Genomic DNA, 23361 nt, shown 5'->3' on the forward strand with positions numbered 1-23361 from the left:
GGCAACATTGGCTGTCGCGACGCCGGCGTCAAGCGCGTGTGATGATCGATAAATTCGTCGGTATTCTCTGCCGGGTGGCGAGCAAATTTCATTATTTGAATTACATCAGCAACACTAAGTCTCTTGTGTCCCTTTTTGATTCTGAAGTTCGCCTATTAGGCTCGCCTTAAACTCCGGTGAACTTCGGACCTGGGCCAGTAAGCCAGAAGTCTGATGATGCCGGTGGGTGCAAGTCTTGCCGATCCGCGAGATACCTGCGATTGGGAGGGATGCGTCGGCCTAACAGAAACGCGGAGATGGCACGGATATGAGCGACAATTCCAATAACAATGACGGCCAAGTTACATTGGAGGTTCGTGATGGCATTGGTTGGGTGACGCTGTCGCGGCCGCAGGCGCGCAACGCCATGACTTTCACGATGTATGCTCAGCTCCAAGCCATTTTCGAAGGGATTGTCCCAGGCGGCGACGTCCGGGCGCTGGTTGTGACCGGCGCGGGGGAAAAGGCGTTTGCAGCTGGAACCGATATTTCCAAGTTTCGCGATTTTACGACGCCGCAGCATGCGCTCGATTACGAACGGACGATGGATGTCGTGTTGGGGTCGATCGAGCGCTGCCCGGTTCCAACGGTTGCGGCTATTGCCGGGGCTTGCACCGGGGGCGGTGCCGCTATTGCTGCCTGTTGCGATCTGCGCATTGCCTCGCGGGATATCCGGTTCGGCTTTCCGATTTCGCGGACGCTCGGCAACTGCCTTTCCGTGGCCAATCTTGCGCGCCTCTCAGATCTCATCGGGGTAGCCCGGACCAAAGAGATTATTTTTACTTCGCGTTTGATTGAGGCTGATGAGGCTTTGGCGTCCGGGCTCGTTTCCGAGCTATTGGATGATCACGCGAGCCTGATGTCGCGCGCGGCTGCGCTAGCGAATGTTGTCGCAAGTCACGCCCCCTTGACGCTTCGTGCAACCAAAGAAGGTTTGCGGAGGTTACGGACGGCCTCCCAGGTTCAGGACGATGATCTCATCGTGAGCTGCTATATGTCCGAGGACTTCCGCGAGGGTTTGGAGGCGTTTCTCGGTAAACGTCCGGCCAATTTCAAAGGCCGCTAACGTGATCTCGCGGCAAAGAGCCACAAAACCGCCATTGGTGCATGTGCAGTGAAAGGCCTTGCCGATATCGGCAAATCCTGCTGTCCATAATCGCCGGGGGCTTTCGTTGCAGGTTCTCAACGCGGTTCGCGCAGTGCGTTTATCTGCGATCAGGCCGTCAGAAAAACAGAATCCAGTGTCGCGCCGATTGCTGCGACCCGTAAGGGGGATACGGCAATCGTGGGTGCGCAGAGCGGTCCTATTGCTATTTGCGGGGCTTGCCGGATTGTCAGCTGCTGCTGGACCTGTGTCGAGCGAGGGCATGCGCGGCACGCAACGTTCGCTCGCGTCCGATCCCTTTGCGACGTCTGAAGGCGTTCTCAAATTCATCAATGACTATCGCGAGAACAAGCAGCCATCGAAGGTTCCAGCCGCGGTCCATGCGATGGTCCGGCACGGGCTTTTACGCGATCCGGAAAAGGCGGGAATCTATACGGGGTTTATTGCAGGCGTTATCGGCAGCAACCGGGTAAAGGCGACCGACCTGATCGCCGAGATGTTCCCCATGCCGCCGGTGGAACAGGTCGTTCTGGTTAAGGCCATCGCCTATTCGGGCTTACCGGACTGGCAAGCCTTTCTCGTCCAGTTCATAGAGCGTATGCCGGCTCGGAAGGTGCTCATCAAGAAGTACCTCTATGGAGGTGGCAAGACTCTCGACAAGCTGGAGCTAGATGATCCCTATGTGATTGATGTTTTATGGGGTTTTTACTTCGCCACGGGAGAGTGGGACCCTGTGATCCGCATTGTGTCGGTTCTTAAATGGGCGGAAGAGAAGAATGACGTTGAAAAGCTGACCATCGGCGCGATGGCCAAGTGGACGTTCGCCAGCAATGCGGCACGCGATAAGAACTTGCTCGATCTGGCCAAATCCCAGATGGACCATGAAGACGAAGCTGTGCGCCGGCAACTTCAGGAAGTGATCGAGGCAGCAGAGCTTTATGAATTGAGCAGTCTGCGCGAAGCCGCTTTGAAGCAAATTGATGAGATTAAGACGAAGGGCCCCAAGTGGAACCGGGATTGGGGGACGTGGGGCCAAGCTGGAACAACCGCCTTGGCGCTGGGCTGTGTCGCGGCAAGCGTACTTGGCCAACTCCAGTTCGGAATCCCTTGCGTGCTTGGCGGCGCACTCTCAACTGCCGCGGTCAATTATATGTCCAAACCGGCGCAATAATTCAGGCGCAAAAGCGCGAGCTGCTACTTTTCCGTCTGGGGTTCGCTCGCCTCTTTCGCGGCGCCTGCTCGACGTCCACGCGCTTGCGTCAGCTTGGAGTAGCTTAGGGGCGTCTTGAAGAGAATGAACGTCAGATCGCCGATCTTTGAGCCCCACAGGTTCGTAAAGAATTCTTTATGTATCCGTTTGGCTGCTGTGATGCGGTGACCGCCGTCGATGACCACCCAGTTTCCGAGGGCTCCGACCCGGCAGATGATGGGATCGAGGCTGCTGTAGCCCTCACGGCGAATGGCTTGAAGAACCGCGTTAAGGCGTGGGCTGTCGAGGCGTTCGTAGTTCTTAATGGGCATCTGATCGAGCAATTCGATAGGCACTTCGACCTCGGCGACACCATCGACGAATTCAATGCCGTCAATGTCGCGCGGAGATTTGATCCGCGTGAGCTTGGGAATGCGTCCGACTGTATAGCCGCTGTAGTCCATTCGCTCAGTTTCCTAGAACCAGAATTGCGGGTCTCCCTTGCAGGGCCCCGTGCATCAGGAACTTGTTACGCACCGACGTGTCAGAAAGATCTAAAGAGCCTGCGCGGGGTGTGATTGCCCTGCTTCGCGGCTCAGTTTGACTATGAAAGTGACATGCGAAGGCGCAATGTCAACACGCTGCCGGTGACCCTGGCGATCACGGTACTCGGGGTAGGGAAAGACGTGCCGGTCTATCCTTTAGCCTTCAGGGCAAAGTTGGAAGGCCTTATCGAGAGCGGCGGAAGCGCTGGAGAACTCTTCGAGGGTTTCGCCTCCCTTGGCGTAGGCCGCGATGTAAGCCTCGGCTTCGCGTTTCTCTTTGCCGGCATTGACGTCCAGAACCGTGTAGTTGACGACGTCGTTATTGACGGCCTTGATGATGATGGCCTTCGCACCACCGTAGCTCGCAGTCCATACGCGGCATTTGTCTGGCTCGGACTTTGCGGGCGCTGCTTTCTTTGCTTCGTTCGCGACCATTGCGGTCTTGGTCGGGGCGTTCTCTTTCGCGCCCGGAGAATTGAGCACTGTTACAGATTTCGCGTCCGCTGCGGGTGCGTCGGGACTTAGAGTTGCTGCTGGTGCGGGCTTGTTTGATGATCCGCCAGCGGGAGGTGCGCCCAGTCCTGAGGGGTCAGCAGCTTGAGCGCGGTTACGGTTGATAACAGATGCTACTAAGTCGGCGCTGCTGGCCGTCGCGGGCTTCTGAGTGGCAGGCGGTGTTTTGGCTGCGGCCGTGGTCATCTTGCCACCACGCGCAAGGGCGACGAGCTGAGGTTCGGGATCCGGTCTATTGCACTCTCCCTGATAGAACAGGTCGGCAATTGATTTGATGTCGTCGGAATAGCCGCGATCGCTCGGCGCCCACTTGGTGGTCAGGTGAGAGAACGTCATGGGGCCGCGAATGCTGCGCTGCCAGGATGTCAGGACATTCCATTCCTGAACCTTCCGAGTGCGCTCCGCGACGGGATTTTGGATTGTTTCGCCAGTGTACATGAGTACATGTTCGAGATGCGCGCGCACGCCGCTGTCGACGTCCCGGAAACGTTCGCCTTTTACGCCGCCACCGGTTGCGCCAAGTCCGGCGAAATTATTCTGTGATGCGTCCACGTCGCCTGTGTAAGCAAGGTTCGCCGTTTCAACGAGCATCTGAAAGAACGCAATATCCCACCGTATCCCGAGTTGTTCGCCATGACGCATGTAGGAGACGGCGATTTTGTCATAGCGCGGGTTCATGCGGGTATTGCGTGATCGCAGGAATGCCATGAGGCGCCCTGGTGTCGCGCAGGCTGGCACCACGTTGTTGGGTGCCACTTTAATCCCCGGCAAACGGGCAGCAGATGCTGGCGCCGTGCCGTATAGGACAGACATGGCAATGAGGGCCGGGATTGCGAGACGGGTTAGCATATCAAACACCTTCGGGCGTTCTGGCTTCTTCTTGCGAAGGGCGTTGGCGGCTTACACGCCCATGACAAAACTATCTATTCCGTTAACGTTAAGGGCTGGTTGACGACTGGCCTGCTTTCCGCCCCTCAACGTCCGGTCTTTGGATTGTATCGATCAATAATCCGGCATCAATTTGGGTAGTGCAGGGAAGAAATAAGGCGATCAGAGGGCTGATCTATTACAAAAGCGCGGCAACTACCCTTTGTTGGGCTGAGTTACGCCTGAGCGAGGCTCATTCGCCCATGTCAGATGCTGGCCGCCGTCTAGCGCGATCATTTGGCCTGTTAGCGCCGGTGCGGCCAGGATGAAGCGGGCGGCCGCAGCCACTTCTTCCGGGGTTGGTCCGCGGCCGAGCAATGTGCTCTCTGCTTCAGCCGCGAAGTCAGCATCTGTTTGATGTATGCTTTTGAGGACCGGCCCCGGTCCGATCGCATTGACGCGGACGCGCGGCGCCATGGCTTGAGCAAGAGTACGTGTTGCCGTCCAGAGCCCGGATTTGGAAATCGTATATGAGAAGAACTCGGGAGTCAGGCGCCAAACACGTTGATCAATAATGTTGATGACATTGCCCTGTTTATCGGAGGGAAGATCAACATAGAGGGCACGCGCAAGAAATACTGGCGTCCTAAGATTTATATCAAGATGTGTGTTCCATATTTCTTCGGTCATCTCTGCAACCGAGTCCGGAAGGAATGCCGACGCGTTATTGATCAAGCATACCGGCTGAGCGAGGGCATCCGCGCAGCGCGGTATCAACTTGGCAACGGCGTCGCTGTCGGCAAGGTCGCAATCCAGAACCGCAGCTGAGCTCCCGAGAGTTGTGATCTCGTGGGCCAGCTCCTCAGCCTCGCCGCGAGAATGGCGGCAATGGATAGCCACACGCCAGCCATGACGTGCAAGATCAAGCGCGAGGGCGCGTCCGATCCGGCGCGCTGCGCCGGTAATTAGTACAGTATCCGGTGTGCCGGTCGCGGTGGTGCTCATGATGAACTGTCGTTCCTTTGGCGGGATAGGCTCGGTTAAGCCGCCGTTGTCGTGCGGAGGATCATATTTGCCAAGTGCGACGTGTGAAGCATCTACGGATGGTGAGGGCGAAGAAGTTCGGTGCTTTGTGACGCGTCGCAATGAAGAATGTGTTGGGACTCTGTGGGTAGATCTTGCGGTCTTGGCGAGGGAGCGAAAAGCTGTGGCTGCGGTGCCTCTTCTTGAGCCCGAATCAAAAATGAATTCTCGTCTATTTGATGTGCACACTGCCCAATAAACAGACTTGCTTCATTTCAAAATTGCACTGCTCGCAGTCGAGTTATGCGCAATTGTTGTTCAGTTAACTGTGCGTGTTGCTCCATCAGCACAGTTTCCACTCAAGCGTTGTGTCCGGATCGACTTAGGACTTGTTTCCTCCAGCTGATTTGCGCTTCCTATCCATCATGGTCGCGGCAGATTCAATGGAGGATCGGGCCGCAGTGAACCCGGGGGGTGTAACCATATCATGACGACGACTTCGAAATTTGTTCGCACGGCAGCCGTGGCGGCGTTGGTACTCGGGATCGGTGCCACAACGGCTGTTGCAGGTGGTTTTGAGCGCTATGAGCGCGACGGAAGCATTAAGGATGCTCCTGTCGCAAGCGAGGGCCGGAAATTTGAATGGTCCGTCAATGGCGGCTTGATGTCCGACTATGTTTTCCGCGGCGTTTCGCAGAGCGGTGAAGATCCTTCGTGGTTCGCTGGTGCGGATGCGTCCTACGGAATCTTCTACGCTGGTGTTTGGGCTGCAAAGGTTGATCAGGCCTTCACATCTTCAGATGCAGAAGTCGACCTGTACTTCGGCATTAAGCCGGTCCTTGGTCCGGCAACCTTCGATTTTGGTGTCATTTACTACGGTTATGCTGGTCAGACCGCTAACGTTGACGTCGACTATTGGGAATTCAAGGCTGGCGTCAGCGGCGAAATCCTGCCGAAGTTGAGTGCTGGCGTAACCTATTACTATACGCCAGACGACACGTTTGAGATCGGCCCTGGCCACGCTGTCGAGGGTACCCTCGGTTACGCGCTGCCAAAGGTCTGGATCTTCGATCCATCCATCAGCGGTACGCTTGGTTATAAAGAGAACGAGGACGTAGCGAACTCCGACTACACGTATTGGAACGCTGGTCTCTCGCTCGCTGTTGAACAGCTGACTCTCGACTTCCGCTACTGGGGTACGGACACCGACCAGTTTGGTGATCTTGGCGATGACCGGTTTGTCTTCAAGGCAACGGTGGCCCTGCCATAATCTAAGATACGTCTCCTGTTAGAACGCGACGCCCGGTTCTTCCCCGAGAGCCGGGCGTTCGTTTATCTAAAGCCTGATTTGTGGTGGGCCTAGACGGCATCGCCGTAAGTCTTGCCCGCCAGATAACCCGGCCGAGTTATGCACCGGCTCAGATGAAGGGTGTCATGGCTTCATGGAGTTTCCGGCGGTGTTGTCAATCTGTCAAACTACGGGCTTATATTCGCCGTAAATATCAGACTGCAGACCGTTAGGTGCGATGTATTAAGAAGCGACGTATCGCGCGTTCCGGTTTGGTGATCGGGTGGTCTGCGTCTATCGCCCTCTCTCTTGGCGCCCACTCGACGGAGGCCAGCTCTGTATCTGCTGTCGGCTCTCTAACCCCGCTGCCGGGCGTGGCTTGGAGCTGGTCTCCATCACACAGCGTGCTTCGCCAGACGAATCAGCTATCTCTCCCGTCATCGACGCGCTCTCACGTGGTCGACTCATCCCCAGTTCTCGCTTTCGCATGTATTGCCGTTTGCGAGATGGGCGCATTAACTAGCCGAGCGCAGCCACGCGAGGGTGGGAATGGTCGTCGCATTCGTGATTGCAGGCTTCATTGTCGCGACAATAACAATCGCGGCAGTGTGGGTTGCGCCGAAAATGCTGCCACAGGTGATCGTTTTTGAGAACGACCCTGATGCCCCGAAGCCCTTCGGCTACAAGATGGCGTGGCTTGCTATCCACTCTACTGACGTTGAGCGCGTTGCTGAACTTCTTGGTTTCAGCGACGGTGAGAAGGCGAATTGGAACGCTGGCATCGGTACGGTCTACGATGATCGCCTTGGTGCCACCCATTTATTCCTCAGTCCTCCGGTTGAGGGATGGACATTCGTCATCGGTCTCACGCTCCCGCATCCGGTCGGGCCCGCCTTTGTCGATAAGCTGACGCCGTTGATGTTGCGATTGGGTCAGTCGTTTGACGATGTGCAGTACTTCTTCACCTATCCGTTGCTCGATTTCTTTGCCTGGGGGCGGGTGCGACAAGGCAAGTTGGTACGTGGCTTTGCTGTGAGCGACGAAGGCGTGGTCTGGAACAAGGGACGTGTCACCCCGGAAGAGCGTTCCTTGGGCTTACGCCTCTTTGAACTCAGAGGCGTACGAGAAAGGAGTGGTGATGCGGGCGGAGAGATGGTGCTCTATCCGACAGAGGACCATGTCTTGCAGATCGCGCGAGGTTGGAGCCTCGATCCGATGCAGCTTGAACGCATGCAAAATGCACCAGGCCATGGCTACGTGGTGCGTGTGCCGATAGCGTGGTGCGCAGAGCGCTCGGGCAAACGCGCGGCGGCATAAACAAAAATCGGCGAAGAGACAAGGTCTACGCCGATGAGGGTTTTTGTTTCGCTTTTCTTTATTAGTTCTTTGGGGCTGTGTACGTCGACCAGCGGCTTCCTGTTCCAGCCGGCGCGCGTGCCTGTTCCACGGCAAAATTCTCGCGTGTGCCTTCGGGATTGTGCGGCAGTGAACGTTCGGCTTCGGTGCAGGGACGGCTCAAGATTTCGCCTGTAGCGCGGTCTCGTGTGAAGCTGGCACAGTTCGTTTGCCCTGGAGCCGTTGCCTGGCCCTCGTTTCCACCCAGTCGTTCGGCGTTCTTTTCTAGCGAGATTGCCCCGGTTGTGATGGGAGTCGCTTCACTCGGCGGAGTGGCCTGCGAGATGGCACGGTCTATCGCGTCGGCGAATGTTCCTGAGCTTTTGTTTGTTGGCTGAGCATCGGCAACGTTCGACAAGCGATCATCGGTTCCCTGGTAGACGGTGTTTTGTACAACAGTCCAGAATCCGACGGCATGCCAGAAGACGATACCTGCTACGAAGCCAGCGACGCCGAAATAGACGGCCTGCCGTTTTGGAAGCGCGAGGTACGTCGGGACTTTGTGATCACCTGCAGCATCGTCTGCCACGGGTTCAATGCGCAATTCGATGCGTGGCTCCGAACGAGGTTCAACGCGAGGTTCTGGGCGTGGCTCAACGCGAGGTTCAGAACGCGGCGGAAGCGGCGGAGGAGTCGCCGGATCGCGAGGCGTGGCGTTGGCTTTGCGCGGATCTTGCATTGATACGTCCCGTTAGTGGTTCAAGTGGAATCACTGGGGAAGCATCGCGAAAAAGTGAGGCGTTGAACTAGGACGTTAACGCCTCACTGATGGAGAACGCACCGGCTATCCACAGGTGCGCCACCTTTTCGATTCGCCAATTGTGACTGGCTGATTTTGCAAGCGAATTCGTGGCTCGCTGGGCCGCAAATTTGGTGTCCGTGTCAGCGTGGGCCAGGCAAAGGCGAATCTTGCTCGCGCATAGATTTTTTGTTGTTTGTGGAGGCCGCCGCCGTCGCACGGACAGGCGGGACATACATGCGTTGAGCCCGGCACATCCGATGCTGGTTCTCGTTTGCGCCGCACGGTCGCAAGGAGCCTGATTTCGAGAAGCAGATGCGGACCTCACGTAGGCGATTTCCAGCCCCTCGGCAGGAGATGGCCAACATGTCGTGCTTCATTCCTGGGTTCGCTGCGACGAACTCGTCAATAAGGTCATCTGGGGAAACAAGCTGCGCTTCCATCGGCTGGATGTAGCGCGCCGGGATTTTGATCGACTCGAACATGCGACGCGAGAGGTCGTAGTACCCGCGCGCATCTAAGCCCGAGCAGGTTCCGTGCTTCTTGTATTCGTGTATGACCAGCGCGGGACTCGGCATGATGTCCAGCATCTGATCGATGACGGGTTTGGGGACCCAGGGCTTATCCCTCGTCCAACAACGTTCGGGATAGCCGCGATTATGTTGGGGCCAAAGGCCATGCAACACGAATGCGTACGGCCGGGCTGCACGGATGTCGCATTGACGTTCGTACCGATCGCCGGTGCGGTCCGCGCAGTATGTCGGGCTCCAAGATAGGACGAGCGCGTAGTAATCGAAGTCACCGGGGCGATCCTGCCTCGTCCGATTACTCTCATAGGTTTGGCGCTGCGCCTCTGCTGTCGCGGACAAGCACGTGGCTAGGATCACGGCGCTAAGCAGCGTGAACGTTAGGGAACGGCGTTGCGTCATCGTTCTATTGTCCCTCCCTCAGTGAGCGCTCAGGCGGCTTCCGCCAGCCGGTCAAGGATGCGCGCCCAACTCCGTGTACCCTTCTTGAAGCTGCGGAGATTGTACTTCTCATTCGGCGAGTGGATTCGGTCGTCTTCGAGACCAAAGCCAACCAACAAACTGTCCATCCCGAGAGCGTCCTTAAAGGCGGTGACGATTGGAATAGATGCGCCGCAGCCCATGAGTACCGCCGGTTTGCCCCACTCGTCTTCGAGAGCGGAGGCTGCGGCTTTGATGGCCGGCGTGTCAGTATTGAATGCAATCGCGCTGCTGCCATGACTTCCGACAAATTCTACGCTGCAGTCAGAGGGAAGACGTTCGAGTACGAATGCATGCAGAGCTTCGATGACTGCTTCCGGGTCCTGGCCCGGAACGAGCCGGCACGTTATTTTTACGGACGCTTCGGCCGGAATGATGGTTTTGAATCCTGCTCCCTGATAGCCACCCTTGATGCCGTTGAATTCCAACGTTGGGCGGGACCAGAGCTGCTCCAGCGGTGAGTGCCGTTTCTCGCCAGCGGGCGTGTCGAGGCCGATCGATCGCAGGACGTCGCCCGCGTCGAAATCTATCGCGGCCCACTGTTTGAGCTGACGTGCCGAGGGCTTTTTGATGCCGTCGTAGAAGCCAGCGATCTTTACGCGGCCGTTTGCGTCGTGCATGGCGCCGCAGATGCCGGTAAGAACACGGATGGGGTTCGCGGCTATGCCACCATAGAGGCCCGAGTGGAGATCGCGGGCGGGGCCGCGGACTATGATTTCCGTTCCGGCCAGACCCCGCAGCATTGTGGTTATTGCAGGAGTGTCGCGGTCCCACTGCCCGGTATCGCAAACCAGGACGAGGTCGGATTTAATTTCGCGGCCATGCTTTTTCAGGAAGCCTGGTAGCGAGGGTGAGCCGCATTCCTCTTCACCTTCGATGAGGACTGAGACGGCAACGGGCAGTTCGCCATTCACCTCTTTCCAGGCGCGCGCGGCTTCAAAGAAGGTCATCAGCTGACCTTTGTTGTCTTCAGCACCGCGGGCGACGATGACCTTGCCGTTTCCTTTTTCCGTGGCAATGCGTGGCTCGAAGGGTGGCGACTTCCAGAGCTCAAGCGGATCGGGCGGTTGAACATCGTAGTGGCCGTAGAAGAGAAGGTGGGGTTTGGATTTGTCACGCTTGGGACGGTCGTGGGCGACGACCATTGGATGACCGGTTGTCTTTTTTACATCTGCGTCAAAGCCAGAGTCTGCGAGCGTCTTTGCACACCATTCGGCGGCGGTTTGGCATTGTGCCGCATAGGCCGGATCGGTTGAAACGCTTGGAATTGAGAGCAACTCGAACAGGCGTTTGAGTTGTTCATCATGCGTCGCATCGATGCGTTTGAGGACTTCTGGCAAGGCGGAGGTCATCGGCTAAACAGTCCCAGGGTTGATGTAAGGGGAGAAGGGGTGGGATTTGCCGTGAGTTTAGCGCAATTGCTCGCGGAGGCCTATTCGCAAAGAGGCCGAAAGCTGTCGTGTCCTAAACGGCCAGACGAAAGTGAGATTATCAGCCGAACCCTCAAGGAGTATTACACGAATAACATCGACCATTTGACGAGCCCCAACATGTGGTCGCAGACCAAATGACAAATTACAGACTTCAATCAAACGCCGTGCGCTGCTAGGCAGTCTTCCATCCGAGACAGACCGGATTTTCGTGGTGTGTCTGCCGCCCGCCTTCCTCTCGATGTTGCTTGGAGCAAGACCATGAACACTGCGCCCACTTCTGCGCCTCGCTGGGTCTATTTGTTTGGTGCTGATCGCACGGATGGCGATGCAGGAATGAAAACGCTTCTCGGAGGGAAGGGCGCCAACCTCGCGGAAATGGCAAACCTCGGTTTGCCGGTGCCGCCCGGCTTTACGATTTCGACGGACGTTTGCACCGCTTACTACGAGGCGGGGCGGAAACTGCCGGAAAGCCTTACTCCGCAAGTCGACGAGGCGTTGGAAACGATCGGGCGTATCGTTGGGACGAAATTCGGCGATACGGATAACCCGCTGCTCGTGTCTGTGCGCTCGGGCGCCCGGGCCTCAATGCCTGGTATGATGGACACTATTTTGAACCTCGGGCTCAATGACGAGACCGTGGAAGGGCTCGTGCGGCGCTCCGGCGACCGGCGATTTGCGTACGACAGCTATCGCCGGTTCATTCAAATGTATGCAGATATCGTGCTCGGGGTCGATCACGGGGTGTTCGAGGACATTCTGGAAACGTTCAAGAACCTCAATAGCATGCAGCTCGACACCGAGCTGACGGCGGATGATTGGCTGGAGATTATTGAATCCTACAAGGCGGCTATCGCCGATGCTATCGACCGTCCTTTCCCGCAGGATACGGGGGAGCAGCTTTGGGGTGCAATCAGCGCGGTATTCGGCTCCTGGCAGAATGCGCGTGCCAAAACCTATCGTTTCCTTCACGGCATCCCCGATGATTGGGGAACGGCCGTCAACGTGCAGGCCATGGTGTTCGGCAACATGGGCGAGACCAGCGCAACAGGTGTGGCTTTCACGCGCAATCCGTCCACGGGGGTGAAGGAGATATTTGGTGAGTTTCTTGTCAACGCCCAGGGCGAAGATGTTGTTGCCGGAATCCGGACGCCACAGCATTTGACGGAAGCTGCACGCATAGAGGCGGGCAGTAGCCAGCCGTCGTTAGAGGCTCTGACGCCTGGGACGTTTGCCGAACTCGTTGCTGTCTTCGATAAGCTCGAGACCCGTTACCGGGATATGCAGGATATCGAGTTCACGATTCAGGACGGCAAACTTTGGATGCTGCAGACGCGATCGGGTAAGCGCACGCTGGAAGCTGCCCTCCGTATCGCGGTGGAGATGGCCGAAGAAGGGCTCATCAGCCGGGAAGAGGCCGTGATGCGGGTGAATGCAGCGGATCTTGATCAGCTTCTGCATCCGACAATCGATCCGGACTCTGAGAAAAATGTCCTGACCAACGGTTTGCCGGCATCCCCCGGTGCGGCAGTCGGTGAGATCGTCTTTCACGCTGAGGACGCCGAGGCGGCCAAGGCGAAGGGGATCGATGTTATTCTCGTGCGGGTTGAGACGAGTCCGGAAGACATCCACGGCATGCACGCTGCTGCAGGCATCCTGACGGCACGGGGCGGCATGACCAGCCATGCCGCGGTCGTGGCGCGCGGGATGGGTCGGCCGTGCGTATCGGGCGCGAGTGCGCTGCAGATCGATGCGCGCGCCCGCACATTGAAGATTGGCAGCACCCTTCTGAAAGAGGGTGATGTCATCACGATTGATGGCAGCACGGGGCAAGTGTTGCACGGGCGTGTGAAGATGCGCCAGCCGGAAATGTCCGGGAACTTTGGAACGCTCATGTCATGGGCAGACGAGTTTCGCCGGCTCGGGGTTCGCGCCAATGCTGATACGCCGCGAGATGCTGAGCAATCGCGCATCTTCGGTGCGGATGGCATCGGGCTTTGCCGTACAGAGCATATGTTTTTCGAGGCCGACCGCATTTTGGCGATGCGGGAAATGATCTGCGCTGAAGACGAAGAGGGGCGCCGGGCGGCGTTGGATCGCATTCTGCCGATGCAACGTGGCGATTTCGAGCAACTGTTCGAGACGATGGCTGGTCTGCCTATCACGATCCGTCTGCTCGATCCTCCCTTGCACGAGTTCTTGCCGCATGAGGGCAGTGAGTTGACCTCAGTTGCGGAGGCTCTCGACATCAGCGTTGAGAAGCTTCGTGCGCGTGTGCGTGAACTTTCGGAGTTCAATCCGATGTTGGGTTTTCGCGGGTGCCGTATAGCGATCCGTTACCCGGAAATCACCGAGATGCAGGCGCGAGCCGTTTTCGAAGCGGCTATCGCGGCGGGTAAAAAAACGGGTGCTCCCGTCAAGCCTGAGATCATGATCCCGCTCGTCATATACCGTCGGGAGTTCGATATCCTTGCGGATGTGATCCGAGGGATCGCGCGGGAAGTCGAAGCGGAGCATGGCGTCTCGCTTGATTATGAGATCGGCACGATGGTGGAGCTGCCGCGATGCGCGTTGAAGGCTGACGAGATCGCCGCCGGAGAAGAAGGCGCAGCGTTCTTCTCGTTTGGTACTAACGACCTCACACAAACCTGCCTCGGATTATCACGCGATGACGGCGGGCCGATCCTGCAAACTTATACGTCGGCGGGTATCCTTGAGATGGATCCGTTTGTTTCCATCGATGTGTCTGGAGTTGGTGAGTTGGTCCAGATTGGGACCGAACGTGGTCGACGTGTGAAGCCCGATTTGAAGATCGGTATCTGCGGGGAGCACGCGGGGGATGAGGCCTCAATCCGTTTCTTCCATGAAGCGGGGCTCGATTATGTTTCCTGCTCGCCTTACCGGTTGCCGGTTGCACGCTTAGCGGCCGCGCAGGCTGCGCTTCGCGAGAAAGGCGTCGGCTAAGCTCCAGATTGCAGGGAGAAGCAGCTACCAGTGCTTCTCCTGTTCGTCGAGGGTGGGGCGACGAGGCCGCTCCCCTTTGAAGCGGGGCAGGAATAGCAGAACCAGAACTAGAGGTGGTAGCAGGAACGACCACGCCATCCAGAATGAGTAGTCCCGATTTTTGACTGCTGAGAGGATGCCCGCCGCTGCGGAAGCGGTAATGGCGATTATCGCCCATCCGACAATCCAATAAAGAATATCATCCATGATTCATGTCTGGTCCGCTTAATTGATCACAGCCTGAAGCCGGTACACGCCTCTCAAATGGACGGCGAACATGGCAAAAAAGCAAGCGTTGGAAGCGTAGCTTACGCGTCGGAATAACCCATATCTAGGCCTAGATCGAGTACCGGGGCCGAGTGTGTCAAAGCCCCGACGGAGATCAGATCTACACCGGTTTCCGCGATCGCGCGCACCGTCGTTAGATTAACGCCACCCGAGGCTTCCAGTAGCACGCGTCCGCAAGCAATCGCGACGGCTTCACGTAAAATTGCAGGGGGCATGTTGTCGAGGAGAACGGCATCAATGCGATGTGTTATCGCTTCGCGCAACTGTTGAAGGGTGTCTACTTCCACTTCGATTTTGACCATGTGACCAGCGGTGGTGCGAGCCCGTTCGATAGCCGCTGACAGACCGCCAGCGGCCACGATGTGATTGTCCTTGATCAGAATTGCATCGAATAGACCAAAGCGATGGTTTTGGCCCCCGCCGCACCGCACTGCAAATTTCTCCAGCGCACGCAGGCCTGGCGTCGTCTTGCGTGTGTCCACGATGGTGGCGGAAGTCCCTTCGATGGCATCGACGTAATCGCGCGTGAGGGTGGCAATGCCGCTGAGCCGGCCCAGGTAGTTCAGGGCAACGCGTTCTGCGCCTAATATAGCGCGGGCATTTCCTGACACTTGAGCTATCGGCGTTCCGGGAAAGACGCTGTCGCCGTCGTCTGCTTCGATCCGAAAATCGATTTCAGGGTCCAATGCGCGAAAAGCGTATTCGGCTAGGCTGATGCCGGAAATGACTCCTGGCTGGCGCGTGGCGATCCAGGCGGCAGCCTGCGCAGATGGCGCGATCGTTGCGATGGATGTGATATCGCCAAGCAGCCCGAGATCTTCAGCCAGGGCAGCGTCGACGGCTTGTGCAATCGTTTGATGGGGCAACGGCCCTGGTGTCGTCATGGGGCCGTCAACCGCTCATTTGGCAACTTTGGTGGAGCCGACCGTTTGTCAACGTGGCTCCGTCCGGCTGACGGCTGATGTCGGTAATGGTTGCCGTCTTATCCAGGTCCGTTAAGCGCAACAGTGAATGTCGAGCCATAGGGGATGTGTCCGGGAAATCGCTGCGCATGTGTGCGCCGCGGCTTTCCTCGCGATTAAGCGCGGCGGTCGTGATCAGACGAGACGTCAGTACAATATTGGCCAACGTGATATCGCCGCCGGCTTGGTCTTCGACTTCACGGAGAACCCGGAGGGCGTGGTTCAGGCCGGACTGTTCACGGACAACCCCGACCTCGCCGGACATCGTGCGCCGTAGACGTTTGATCAGGGCCGTGCGCAACGTGGGCTCCACGTTCGAACCTTCGCGCATCAGGGACGTCAGTTTGATGGGCAGTTTTGTAGGCGTGGTTATCTTAGCAATGTCTTCGGCGACGTTTCCGCCCACGACGATAGCTTCAAGCAGCGAATTGGATGCAAGGCGATTGGCACCGTGCAAGCCGGTGCAAGCGGCTTCACCAACGGCCCAGAGCCCCTCCACGGTCGTGCGTCCATTCATGTCGGTTGCGATACCGCCCATGTGATAGTGTGCGGCCGGTGCGATTGGGATCAGATCGTTGACTGGATCGAGACCTGCTTCCCGACATTTTTGATACACGCCGGGGAAGGCGTCGGGGAAGCGCAGGCCTATTGTCTTGCGGCAATCCAGATAAGCGCCACGCCCCGCCGCGATTTCGGAAAAGACTGCACGTGCGACGAGATCTCTAGGGGCGAGCTCTGCGTCGGGATGAAGGGCTTTGAGAAAACGTTCACCGGCGCGGTTGACGAGAGTTGCTCCTTCCCCCCGCAAGGCCTCCGTCGCGAGAGGAGCGGGGTCTCCCGGCACGTCGATGGCAGTGGGGTGAAACTGCACGAATTCGGGATCGGCAATGACGGCCCCAGCACGGGCAGCAAATGCGAGGGCTTCTCCGCGCGAATATGCCGGGTTGGTGGTGATGGCATAAAGCTTTCCGACGCCGCCGGTGGCGATGACGACGGCGGTGCCGGAGATCACTTCATAATCCGCGTGGTCGGGACCATCGTTCCGCAGCAAGCGGACACCGGTTACGCGGCCGTCACGAATTTCGAGATCTTTGGCTTCGTAGTTTTCAAGAATTTCTATCGATGGCGTTGTGCGTGCCGAAGCAATGAGCGCTTGCATGATGGCTGCGCCCGCACGGTCACCACTCACCCGGACGACGCGCTTTGCCGAGTGTGCGGCTTCGCGCGAAAGAACGAAGTGTCCGGCCAGGTCGCGGTCGAAGGGTACGCCGTAACTGAGAAGCTCGCGGATGCGCTGTGGTGCGGCCTCAGTGATGATACGCGCGACTTCTTTATCTACGAGGCCACTACCGGCCAAAACGGTGTCGGCTGCATGGGCTTCGGGCGTATCGCCTTCGCCTACGGCGGCGGCAATACCACCCTGAGCCCATGCACTGGACGCGCCTTGGCCGAGTGGTGCGGCTGCGATCAGGACGACCGGGCGCGGCGCCAGTCGCAGTGCGGTGAACAGACCGGCAAGACCGGCTCCAACGATGACAATCCGGCCGCTGAGTTCGCAAGAAGGATCTTTGAAGCCAGCAACCGGACCGGCATGTCGAGATGATTGGGTCATTTCGGTGTGAAGCCTTTCCGGGAATTGTCCCCCTGGCTATCAGACGTCGACGATGATTGCCGCGTCGAAATCGGCTGAGATGGATCAGTTTGTTAAATTGACCATGCGCTCAACGGCACGACGTGCACGTTCGGCAATCTCAGGATCAACGGTAACCTCATTCTGCATGTAAACGAGGCTATCGAGAATCTTTTCAAGGCTGATGCGTTTCATGTGCGGACACAGATTACATGGCCGGACAAATTCAACGTCCGGTGCTTCCGCTGCTACGTTGGACGACATCGAGCACTCTGTAACCAGAATTACCTTATTAGGCTGGTGGTCCTTCACCCAATTGATCATGGCCGCCGTTGATCCGGTGAAGTCCGCCGTGTTGATGACGTCGGGCGGGCATTCGGGATGCGCGATGATCTTTACTCCGGGATCATCGCCACGCAGAGCCTCCAGTTCGCTCGCTGTGAAGCGTTCATGGACTTCGCAGCGGCCTTTCCACGCGATGATTTCCACGTCGGTCTGAGTCGCAACGTACTTTGCGAGATATTCGTCGGGAATGAGAAGTACGCGCGGTGCGTTGAGGCTTTCGACGACTTTCACAGCGTTGGATGAGGTGCAGCAGATATCGCACTCGGCTTTTACGGCTGCTGACGTGTTCACGTATGTGACGATGGGGACGCCGGGATAGGCTTCGCGCAGCGCCCGTACATCCTCTGCGGTGATGGATGATGCAAGCGAGCAGCCGGCTTCGAGATCCGGGATCAAAACCGTCTTGTTCGGGTTCATCAGCTTGGACGTCTCAGCCATGAAGTGCACGCCAGCTTGGACGATGACATCGGCGTCGACGTTTGCAGCTTCGCGCGCGAGCTGAAGGCTATCGCCGCGGAAGTCTCCCACGCAGTGGAAGATTTCCGGCGTCATGTAATTGTGAGCGAGAACGACGGCGTTGCGCTCTTTCTTCATCACGTTGATGGCCTTGATCAGCGGCGCGTAGTGCGGCCACTCCATCGGGGTGACGACATGCTTTACCTTTTCGTAGAGCGGTGCCATTTCCGCGGCGAGTTCCGGCGTGAATTGGAATTCAGGCCGCGGAACTTCCGAAAAACGCTCATTTGTGGTGCGGACCAGCCCAAGGTCCGGGGCGTTAAGGTTTGCCATGATCACTGCTCCTCCTTCATCATCGTCGATTCGATGTGCTCACATTGAGTATTTTCAATGTAGCTCACGACGCGCGAAGTGCTTTTTGTGTCTTATGCTCGCAACGAGCATTGTCAACCAAGTGTAATATAGGGGAGGTTGCGCGGAATTTGAAGGAGAAATGAGAGTTTGCGGTGCGCTTTTTGCGTCAGGTTCGCACGCTCAAAAGCCGCCGAGAAAGTGGGCGGGCCACCAATTTTTCCGTGTGAAGACAGCCTTTTACAGTTCTGTATTGTGGCTTTCTAAAGTTAGGAATGGGCCATTGGAGAAAGCGCAAAATTTAAGAAGGTCGTTTCGGCTTTTCGTTCTCTGCACGTTGGCATCGGAGATAGATTGAAGCTCGCTGCGTTGCAGCAAAACTATAACCTTGTATGAGGCCGAACAGATGCTTGCGTTGACCGGCCCCAACGTCTAGAACCCGCGTTTTCCTGAACGCTGGGAGCAGCGGGCGGTGGGAGCTTAAATTACTCTCCGTACGTGCTGCTAATGGGACGATGAGCGCGCAAAACCAGGCAGGCCGACAGGCACAGGTCGGTATTATCATGGGAAGCCAGTCAGACTGGGAAACCATGAAACGTGCCTCGGCGCTGCTTGATGAGCTTCAGATTCCCCATGAGGTTCGGATCGTTTCGGCTCACCGGACGCCGGACCGCCTGTACGACTATGCGCGCAACGCCCAGTCCCGTGGTCTCAAAGTTATTATTGCGGGTGCTGGTGGGGCTGCGCACTTACCGGGTATGGTCGCGGCGTTGACGACGCTTCCGGTGCTTGGCGTGCCAGTATGTTCCAAGGCGCTTGCTGGCTTGGACAGCCTTTATTCAATTGTTCAGATGCCGGCGGGGGTACCGGTCGGTACACTGGCAATTGGCGAGGCGGGTTCGGCGAATGCTGCCTTATTGGCGGCACAGATCCTGGCGCTTGGTGATGAGGCTCTTGGTGCGCGACTGGCAGCATGGCGCAGAGCTCAGACGGAAGCTGTGGGCGAGGTTCCGGAGCGCAATGACTAACCAATTTGATGCACCTGATGACGGCGGTCCAACCGGAAGGGCTGCGCTATGACCGGAGTACTCCCACCGGGATCGGTCATCGGGATCCTGGGTTCGGGGCAGCTTGGGCGCATGTTGGCGGTCTCTGCAGCAGAGCTCGGCTTTCGCGTGCATGTTTTTGGGGACACATCCGGGCCTGCTTTTGACGTTGCCGCTTCGACGACGGTTGGCCCTTATGAAGATCTCGGGGCCATTACGGCATTTGCCGAGACCGTCGATGTCGTTACCTATGAGTTTGAGAATGTCCCGCTTGGTGCGGCTGCTGCGGCCGCCGCAGTCCGTCCGGTTCGCCCAGGAGCGCGCGCACTTGAAGTTGCGCAGGACCGGTTGGTCGAAAAGCGGTTTCTGTCCGATATCGGCCTGCCCGTTGCTCCTTTTGCCAACGTCGACAATTTGAATGACCTGGAAGATGCCCTGGCGACCTTGGGGACACCGGCGATCTTGAAGACCTGTCGGTTCGGCTATGATGGAAAGGGGCAGGTCCGGATCACGTCGGCGGAAGAATCGGATTGGGCGCTTGATGCTATTGGGCGTGCGCCTGCCGTGCTGGAGGGCGTGGTACCGTTTGATTGCGAGATTTCTGTTTTGTGCGTTCGCGGTATCGATGGTCGGACGGCCGTCTACGACGTACCACTCAACAGTCATAAGCACGGAATTCTGGATACTTCTACGGTTCCTGCACCGGTTCCTGCGGAGGTATGTGAAAAGGCTCGTGCTATGGCAGCGCGGGTGGCTGAGGCGCTCGATTACGTCGGCTTGCTCGCGGTCGAAATGTTTTATCTGGGGAAGGACAAGCCGGAGCCGCTCATCATCAATGAGATCGCCCCGCGGGTTCATAATTCCGGACACTGGACGCTGGATGCGTGCGGCGTCAGCCAGTTTGAAAATCACATTCGCGCCGTGGCCGGCTGGCCTCTCGGGAGCGTTGCGCGTCACAGCGATGCGGTCATGACAAATTTGATCGGTGCTGATGTGGAGCAATGGGCCGAGCTGGCTGCTGAGCCGCAGGCCTGCCTCCATATCTACGGGAAGAACGAAGCAAGACCGGGCCGCAAGATGGGCCATGTGACCCGTCTTTCGACACTTTCAGGCAAGTAAGGTGCGTGGTGGAAGTTGTTGCCGTCTTGGTGGACAAAGCGGTGTCCGTCTGCTACCAAACGGGTTAAATTCGTGAAGCAAGTGCATGGCCCGGCCACGACTGTCCGGGCTTTTTGCCTTGTTGAAGTTTAAAAACTCTGACCGCACAAAAGGATAGGGATTCGCGTGCAGGTTCTCGTTCGCGACAATAATGTCGATCAGGCTCTCAAGGCGCTCAAGAAGAAAATGCAGCGTGAGGGCATCTTCCGTGAGATGAAACTCCGGAATTATTACGAAAAGCCATCCGAGAAGAAGGCTCGTGAAAAGGCTGAAGCGGTGCGTCGGGCTCGTAAGCTGGCTCGTAAGCGCGCTCAGCGCGAAGGATTGTTGCCTGGTAAGGTTGCGCGTCCCGCTCGCTAAGCGGGTTGTATCGCGCGAGAACGCCTGACAACGGCCCTTAATGGGTTTTATACAACATAACGGGCACCGGTTGACTGTAACCGGTGCCCGTTATTCCGTTGGCGTTTGTGCGTCGCGTTTTAGCTGTTATCCGGCGACGCGGTCTTCCTGCGCCGATATCGATGGTTTGACGGCTATGCGGTCGATCCAATCATTTACCACGTCGTAGGAGCCGTATTTGCCGTGGTCAGTGTGGCCCGCGCGGCGGAATGTGACGATTTCGGTTGGGCCGGAGGCTGATTGCGCGACTCGGCGACCCATTTCTACTGGAATGATCGCATCTTGTTCGCCATGGATCACCAAGAGTGGTGTGTGCACGTCGCCAATATAACGCATTGTTTCATAGCGATCCCGCATCATCAGGCGCGCGGGGAGATACGGATAGCAGATCTCTGCGACGTCAACGATTGATGTGTAGGGGGCGTCCAGGATCAAGCCTGCAGTGGAATTTTCGGCAGCGACGCGGACGGCAATGCCGGTTCCGATTGACTCACCGTAGATTACGATATCGTCAGCCGCCACACCCTTATCAATCAAGGTGTCATAAGCCAACTTTGCGTCCGCGATATTGGTTAGCTCCGACGGCCGTCCTGTAGAGCCGGAATAGCCACGATAGGCCATCATCATGATTCCGCGCCCACGTTTCGTGAACGCTCCGATACGTTCGGCCCGATCCGCTAGGGTTCCGGAGTTGCCGTGGATATAAAGTATTGTCGGCTGTCCCGGCTCGGCTTTCGCATACCAAGTCACGAGGGTATGGCCATCGGGGGTGTTGATTAACACTTCCTCAACGTTCGGAAGGCCCGCGGAAGCGGGACGAACACGGTTACCGACCGGATGATACATTAGTGCGCGCTCAACGATGGGAGCGCCCACCATGACCACTACGGCCAGCACAGCGATAATTGCGATGGTACTCAGCACAAAAGACATGGATTCATTTCGCCTGGGATTCTGTCACAGCTCAAGCAAGCCAGTACGCCCAGCAAGCTTGAGTGTGCGGGTGGGAATTCTTATTGCCTAGCCTCATCTTCACAATGCGGGCAGTGCCTGCAAAAATCTCAACGCACAAACATCGTTTTTTGTTCACTTCTGAGGAGTAACGGCTCCGCGTTATCAAAGCACTCCAGCAACGATTGGGCGCGGCGGGGACCGGGTAAATGTCCGAAGCGAGACCCTTTACTCGCCGCTAACCAGGGTGCGAAATCGGCCACCTCTTGGCGGCGAAAAAGGCCTGTGTCACGGCCGTAACGGATGGCCCAACAGTCGGCTTCGATCTCGTTGTTCACAGATGGCGTGTACCAATGCCCTAAAATATGGTGCGCACATTCGTGTGCGTAGAAAAATAGCTGTAACTTTACGGGCAACTGCATAAGCAGATGGGAGTCCATGACAATGAATGGCGTCATGTTCACCACCCAGGCACGTCCGACGTCGCCCAGTTCATCCACCTTCAGAGTTGTAACGTGTCTGCCTCGGAAATCCTGACACTGTACCGTCAGACCTGCGATTGTGACCTCATTTGGAGCCTTGATCGCAGTCTTTCCGGCGACCGCTCCAGACGCCACGAACAATATGGCGATGAGCACGGATGCCGTTGCAGCGGACAGAGTTCTCTTCAATTGACCTCCTCGCTAGTTGCCGGCCTCGTCTTGCAACGCTGCCAACGCTAGAGGATACATCAGTCGAGCGAGTCGAGAAGATTGTATGTGCTAACAGTAAATCAAACATGGTTGATTTCACTGCATTCGTTGTCGCACCTGTTGCAGAAACGACCAGATGTGGCTGTAAAGACCGTCTTGCACTAGTGACACGTGAGTGCTGCCAGGCATACTTACGAAGGTCTTTGGCTCGTTGGCGCGGGCGTAAAGCCGCTGTGCCTGCTCATAGGGAACCGACTTGTCCTGGTTTCCATGAACGATGAGGAGCGGCATTTTGACGTTTTGGATCTCATCGTAGGATCTGAACTGGTCGACCATCAAAAAATGAACGGGTAACCAAGGGTAACGTTCGGCGGCAACATCCACGATTGCTGTAAAGGGCGCTTCCAGGATCAATGCGCTGGCTGGAACCTCCGTCGCGAGGTGGATAGCGACGGCTGTGCCGAGTGAATAGCCGTGAAGTACGATGTCTTCAGCGGCATGTCTTTCGCGAAGCCAGTTATAAGCGGCGAGGGCATCCAAATGTAGACCGGATTCGCTCGGTGCGCCTGTTGAACCTGGAAATCCGCGATACGAGAACGCGAGGACTCCGGCGCCGTGGTCGCGAATTTTGCGCCAGCGTTCGTCGCGTTGTTCGAGTTCTCCTCGCTTGCCGTGCATGAAGAGGAACACGGGCTGATCAGCTTGAGGGGCCAGATACCAACCAGCGAGTTCCTCGCCGTCACTCGTCTTGATGACAATACGCGTGCTCCCCTCGATGGCGAGCGTTCCGGCTGTCGCCAGATTGCCGGTATCAACGGTGTCGAACAGGATGTTGCGTTGAAGAAAGAACATGCCTGCAGCGGCCGCGGCATAGCCCACGAGAAGCAATGCGACCAAAATTGAAAGTGGTCGTTTGAGCAGGTGCATGTGGCCTACCCTT

Annotated in this window: 21 protein-coding genes; 8 read left to right on the forward strand and 13 right to left on the reverse strand. The window is 57.2% G+C overall.

The window, feature by feature from the left end:
* Positions 1–307 precede the first annotated feature (307 nt).
* Both YBN1229_RS00380 and YBN1229_RS00385 read left to right on the forward strand, forming a co-directional pair.
* Complete coding sequence (locus YBN1229_RS00380) at positions 308–1105, forward strand: enoyl-CoA hydratase/isomerase family protein (RefSeq protein WP_046475282.1); 798 nt, start codon at positions 308–310, stop codon at positions 1103–1105.
* Positions 1106–1328: 223 nt separating this feature from the next.
* Entirely contained in the window at positions 1329–2315 is a 987-nt protein-coding gene (locus YBN1229_RS00385) for a hypothetical protein (RefSeq protein ID WP_052743577.1), read from the forward strand.
* A gap of 23 nt (positions 2316–2338) precedes the next feature.
* Here YBN1229_RS00385 and YBN1229_RS00390 read toward each other — a convergent pair whose 3' ends face one another.
* From YBN1229_RS00390 to YBN1229_RS00400, 3 genes are all read right to left on the reverse strand, one after another.
* Positions 2339–2797, reverse strand: coding sequence for a ParB N-terminal domain-containing protein (locus YBN1229_RS00390; protein ID WP_046475290.1), 459 nt, complete (start codon positions 2795–2797; stop codon positions 2339–2341).
* 237 nt (positions 2798–3034) lie between these two features.
* Entirely contained in the window at positions 3035–4240 is a 1206-nt protein-coding gene (locus YBN1229_RS00395; protein WP_046475292.1) for a glucosaminidase domain-containing protein, read from the reverse strand.
* 234 nt (positions 4241–4474) lie between these two features.
* Positions 4475–5263 carry an SDR family oxidoreductase gene (locus tag YBN1229_RS00400; protein ID WP_046475293.1) on the reverse strand — a complete coding sequence of 263 codons (789 nt, stop codon included), beginning with the start codon at positions 5261–5263 and terminating at the stop codon, positions 4475–4477.
* Positions 5264–5768: 505 nt separating this feature from the next.
* On the opposite strand from YBN1229_RS00400, the gene YBN1229_RS00405 reads away from it, so the two are divergent.
* Positions 5769–6551: a TorF family putative porin gene (locus YBN1229_RS00405; protein WP_052743578.1), complete on the forward strand. Its 783-nt coding sequence runs from the start codon at positions 5769–5771 to the stop codon at positions 6549–6551.
* Positions 6552–7118: 567 nt separating this feature from the next.
* Positions 7119–7886, forward strand: a complete 768-nt coding sequence (locus tag YBN1229_RS00410) for a hypothetical protein (protein WP_046475296.1) — start codon at positions 7119–7121, stop codon at positions 7884–7886.
* Positions 7887–7947: 61 nt separating this feature from the next.
* Here YBN1229_RS00410 and YBN1229_RS00415 read toward each other — a convergent pair whose 3' ends face one another.
* From YBN1229_RS00415 to YBN1229_RS00425, 3 genes are all read right to left on the reverse strand, one after another.
* Complete coding sequence (locus YBN1229_RS00415; RefSeq protein ID WP_046475299.1) at positions 7948–8643, reverse strand: hypothetical protein; 696 nt, start codon at positions 8641–8643, stop codon at positions 7948–7950.
* Between the two features lie 203 nt (positions 8644–8846).
* Entirely contained in the window at positions 8847–9632 is a 786-nt protein-coding gene (locus YBN1229_RS00420) for a ribonuclease T2 family protein (protein ID WP_052743579.1), read from the reverse strand.
* A 29-nt stretch (positions 9633–9661) separates the two neighbouring features.
* Positions 9662–11062, reverse strand: coding sequence for a dipeptidase (locus YBN1229_RS00425; RefSeq protein WP_046475302.1), 1401 nt, complete (start codon positions 11060–11062; stop codon positions 9662–9664).
* 339 nt (positions 11063–11401) lie between these two features.
* On the opposite strand from YBN1229_RS00425, the gene ppdK reads away from it, so the two are divergent.
* On the forward strand, positions 11402–14104 hold the full coding sequence (gene ppdK, locus YBN1229_RS00430) for a pyruvate, phosphate dikinase (protein ID WP_046479745.1): 2703 nt from the start codon (positions 11402–11404) through the stop codon (positions 14102–14104).
* 24 nt (positions 14105–14128) lie between these two features.
* Here the strand turns inward: ppdK and YBN1229_RS00435 are convergent, their stop codons facing one another.
* From YBN1229_RS00435 to nadA, 4 genes are all read right to left on the reverse strand, one after another.
* A complete protein-coding gene (locus YBN1229_RS00435) occupies positions 14129–14350 on the reverse strand; it encodes a hypothetical protein (RefSeq protein WP_046475304.1) in 222 nt (73 codons plus the stop codon).
* Positions 14351–14451: 101 nt separating this feature from the next.
* A complete protein-coding gene (gene nadC, locus YBN1229_RS00440) occupies positions 14452–15315 on the reverse strand; it encodes a carboxylating nicotinate-nucleotide diphosphorylase (protein WP_046475305.1) in 864 nt (287 codons plus the stop codon).
* Between the two features lie 7 nt (positions 15316–15322).
* Positions 15323–17005: an L-aspartate oxidase gene (locus YBN1229_RS00445; RefSeq protein ID WP_046475309.1), complete on the reverse strand. Its 1683-nt coding sequence runs from the start codon at positions 17003–17005 to the stop codon at positions 15323–15325.
* 84 nt (positions 17006–17089) lie between these two features.
* The gene (nadA, locus tag YBN1229_RS00450; RefSeq protein ID WP_046475312.1) at positions 17090–18157 is read right to left on the reverse strand and encodes a quinolinate synthase NadA; all 1068 of its coding nucleotides are present in this window, start codon (positions 18155–18157) and stop codon (positions 17090–17092) included.
* 533 nt (positions 18158–18690) lie between these two features.
* Between nadA and purE the strand changes: the two genes are divergently transcribed.
* From purE to rpsU, 3 genes are all read left to right on the forward strand, one after another.
* On the forward strand, positions 18691–19203 hold the full coding sequence (purE, locus tag YBN1229_RS00455) for a 5-(carboxyamino)imidazole ribonucleotide mutase (RefSeq protein WP_046475315.1): 513 nt from the start codon (positions 18691–18693) through the stop codon (positions 19201–19203).
* 48 nt (positions 19204–19251) lie between these two features.
* On the forward strand, positions 19252–20340 hold the full coding sequence (locus YBN1229_RS00460) for a 5-(carboxyamino)imidazole ribonucleotide synthase (RefSeq protein WP_046475318.1): 1089 nt from the start codon (positions 19252–19254) through the stop codon (positions 20338–20340).
* A 153-nt stretch (positions 20341–20493) separates the two neighbouring features.
* Positions 20494–20739, forward strand: coding sequence for a 30S ribosomal protein S21 (gene rpsU, locus YBN1229_RS00465; RefSeq protein ID WP_244465087.1), 246 nt, complete (start codon positions 20494–20496; stop codon positions 20737–20739).
* Positions 20740–20865: 126 nt separating this feature from the next.
* Here the strand turns inward: rpsU and YBN1229_RS00470 are convergent, their stop codons facing one another.
* From YBN1229_RS00470 to YBN1229_RS00480, 3 genes are all read right to left on the reverse strand, one after another.
* On the reverse strand, positions 20866–21711 hold the full coding sequence (locus tag YBN1229_RS00470; RefSeq protein WP_046475327.1) for an alpha/beta hydrolase: 846 nt from the start codon (positions 21709–21711) through the stop codon (positions 20866–20868).
* A 128-nt stretch (positions 21712–21839) separates the two neighbouring features.
* Positions 21840–22400 (reverse strand): hypothetical protein, encoded by a 561-nt coding sequence (locus YBN1229_RS00475; protein WP_139165304.1) that lies wholly within the window; start codon positions 22398–22400, stop codon positions 21840–21842.
* Between the two features lie 117 nt (positions 22401–22517).
* Positions 22518–23348 (reverse strand): alpha/beta hydrolase, encoded by an 831-nt coding sequence (locus YBN1229_RS00480; protein ID WP_046475335.1) that lies wholly within the window; start codon positions 23346–23348, stop codon positions 22518–22520.
* Positions 23349–23361 lie beyond the last annotated feature (13 nt).

The sequence above is a fragment of the Candidatus Filomicrobium marinum genome, assembly GCF_000981545.1.
In the GTDB taxonomy this organism is placed as follows: domain Bacteria; phylum Pseudomonadota; class Alphaproteobacteria; order Rhizobiales; family Hyphomicrobiaceae; genus Filomicrobium; species Filomicrobium insigne.

Excerpts from the sequence above, each read along its gene's own strand:
- YBN1229_RS00380 (WP_046475282.1), top strand. The coding sequence starts at position 308 with ATGAGCGACAATTCCAATAACAATGACGGCCAAGTTACATTGGAGGTT.
- YBN1229_RS00390 (WP_046475290.1), bottom strand. The coding sequence starts at position 2,797 with ATGGACTACAGCGGCTATACAGTCGGACGCATTCCCAAGCTCACGCGG.
- YBN1229_RS00395 (WP_046475292.1), bottom strand. The coding sequence starts at position 4,240 with ATGCTAACCCGTCTCGCAATCCCGGCCCTCATTGCCATGTCTGTCCTA.
- YBN1229_RS00400 (WP_046475293.1), bottom strand. The coding sequence starts at position 5,263 with ATGAGCACCACCGCGACCGGCACACCGGATACTGTACTAATTACCGGC.
- YBN1229_RS00405 (WP_052743578.1), top strand. The coding sequence starts at position 5,769 with ATGACGACGACTTCGAAATTTGTTCGCACGGCAGCCGTGGCGGCGTTG.
- YBN1229_RS00410 (WP_046475296.1), top strand. The coding sequence starts at position 7,119 with ATGGTCGTCGCATTCGTGATTGCAGGCTTCATTGTCGCGACAATAACA.
- YBN1229_RS00415 (WP_046475299.1), bottom strand. The coding sequence starts at position 8,643 with ATGCAAGATCCGCGCAAAGCCAACGCCACGCCTCGCGATCCGGCGACT.
- YBN1229_RS00420 (WP_052743579.1), bottom strand. The coding sequence starts at position 9,632 with ATGACGCAACGCCGTTCCCTAACGTTCACGCTGCTTAGCGCCGTGATC.
- YBN1229_RS00425 (WP_046475302.1), bottom strand. The coding sequence starts at position 11,062 with ATGACCTCCGCCTTGCCAGAAGTCCTCAAACGCATCGATGCGACGCAT.
- ppdK (WP_046479745.1), top strand. The coding sequence starts at position 11,402 with ATGAACACTGCGCCCACTTCTGCGCCTCGCTGGGTCTATTTGTTTGGT.
- YBN1229_RS00435 (WP_046475304.1), bottom strand. The coding sequence starts at position 14,350 with ATGGATGATATTCTTTATTGGATTGTCGGATGGGCGATAATCGCCATT.
- nadC (WP_046475305.1), bottom strand. The coding sequence starts at position 15,315 with ATGACGACACCAGGGCCGTTGCCCCATCAAACGATTGCACAAGCCGTC.
- YBN1229_RS00445 (WP_046475309.1), bottom strand. The coding sequence starts at position 17,005 with ATGACCCAATCATCTCGACATGCCGGTCCGGTTGCTGGCTTCAAAGAT.
- nadA (WP_046475312.1), bottom strand. The coding sequence starts at position 18,157 with ATGGCAAACCTTAACGCCCCGGACCTTGGGCTGGTCCGCACCACAAAT.
- purE (WP_046475315.1), top strand. The coding sequence starts at position 18,691 with ATGAGCGCGCAAAACCAGGCAGGCCGACAGGCACAGGTCGGTATTATC.
- YBN1229_RS00460 (WP_046475318.1), top strand. The coding sequence starts at position 19,252 with ATGACCGGAGTACTCCCACCGGGATCGGTCATCGGGATCCTGGGTTCG.
- YBN1229_RS00470 (WP_046475327.1), bottom strand. The coding sequence starts at position 21,711 with ATGTCTTTTGTGCTGAGTACCATCGCAATTATCGCTGTGCTGGCCGTA.
- YBN1229_RS00480 (WP_046475335.1), bottom strand. The coding sequence starts at position 23,348 with ATGCACCTGCTCAAACGACCACTTTCAATTTTGGTCGCATTGCTTCTC.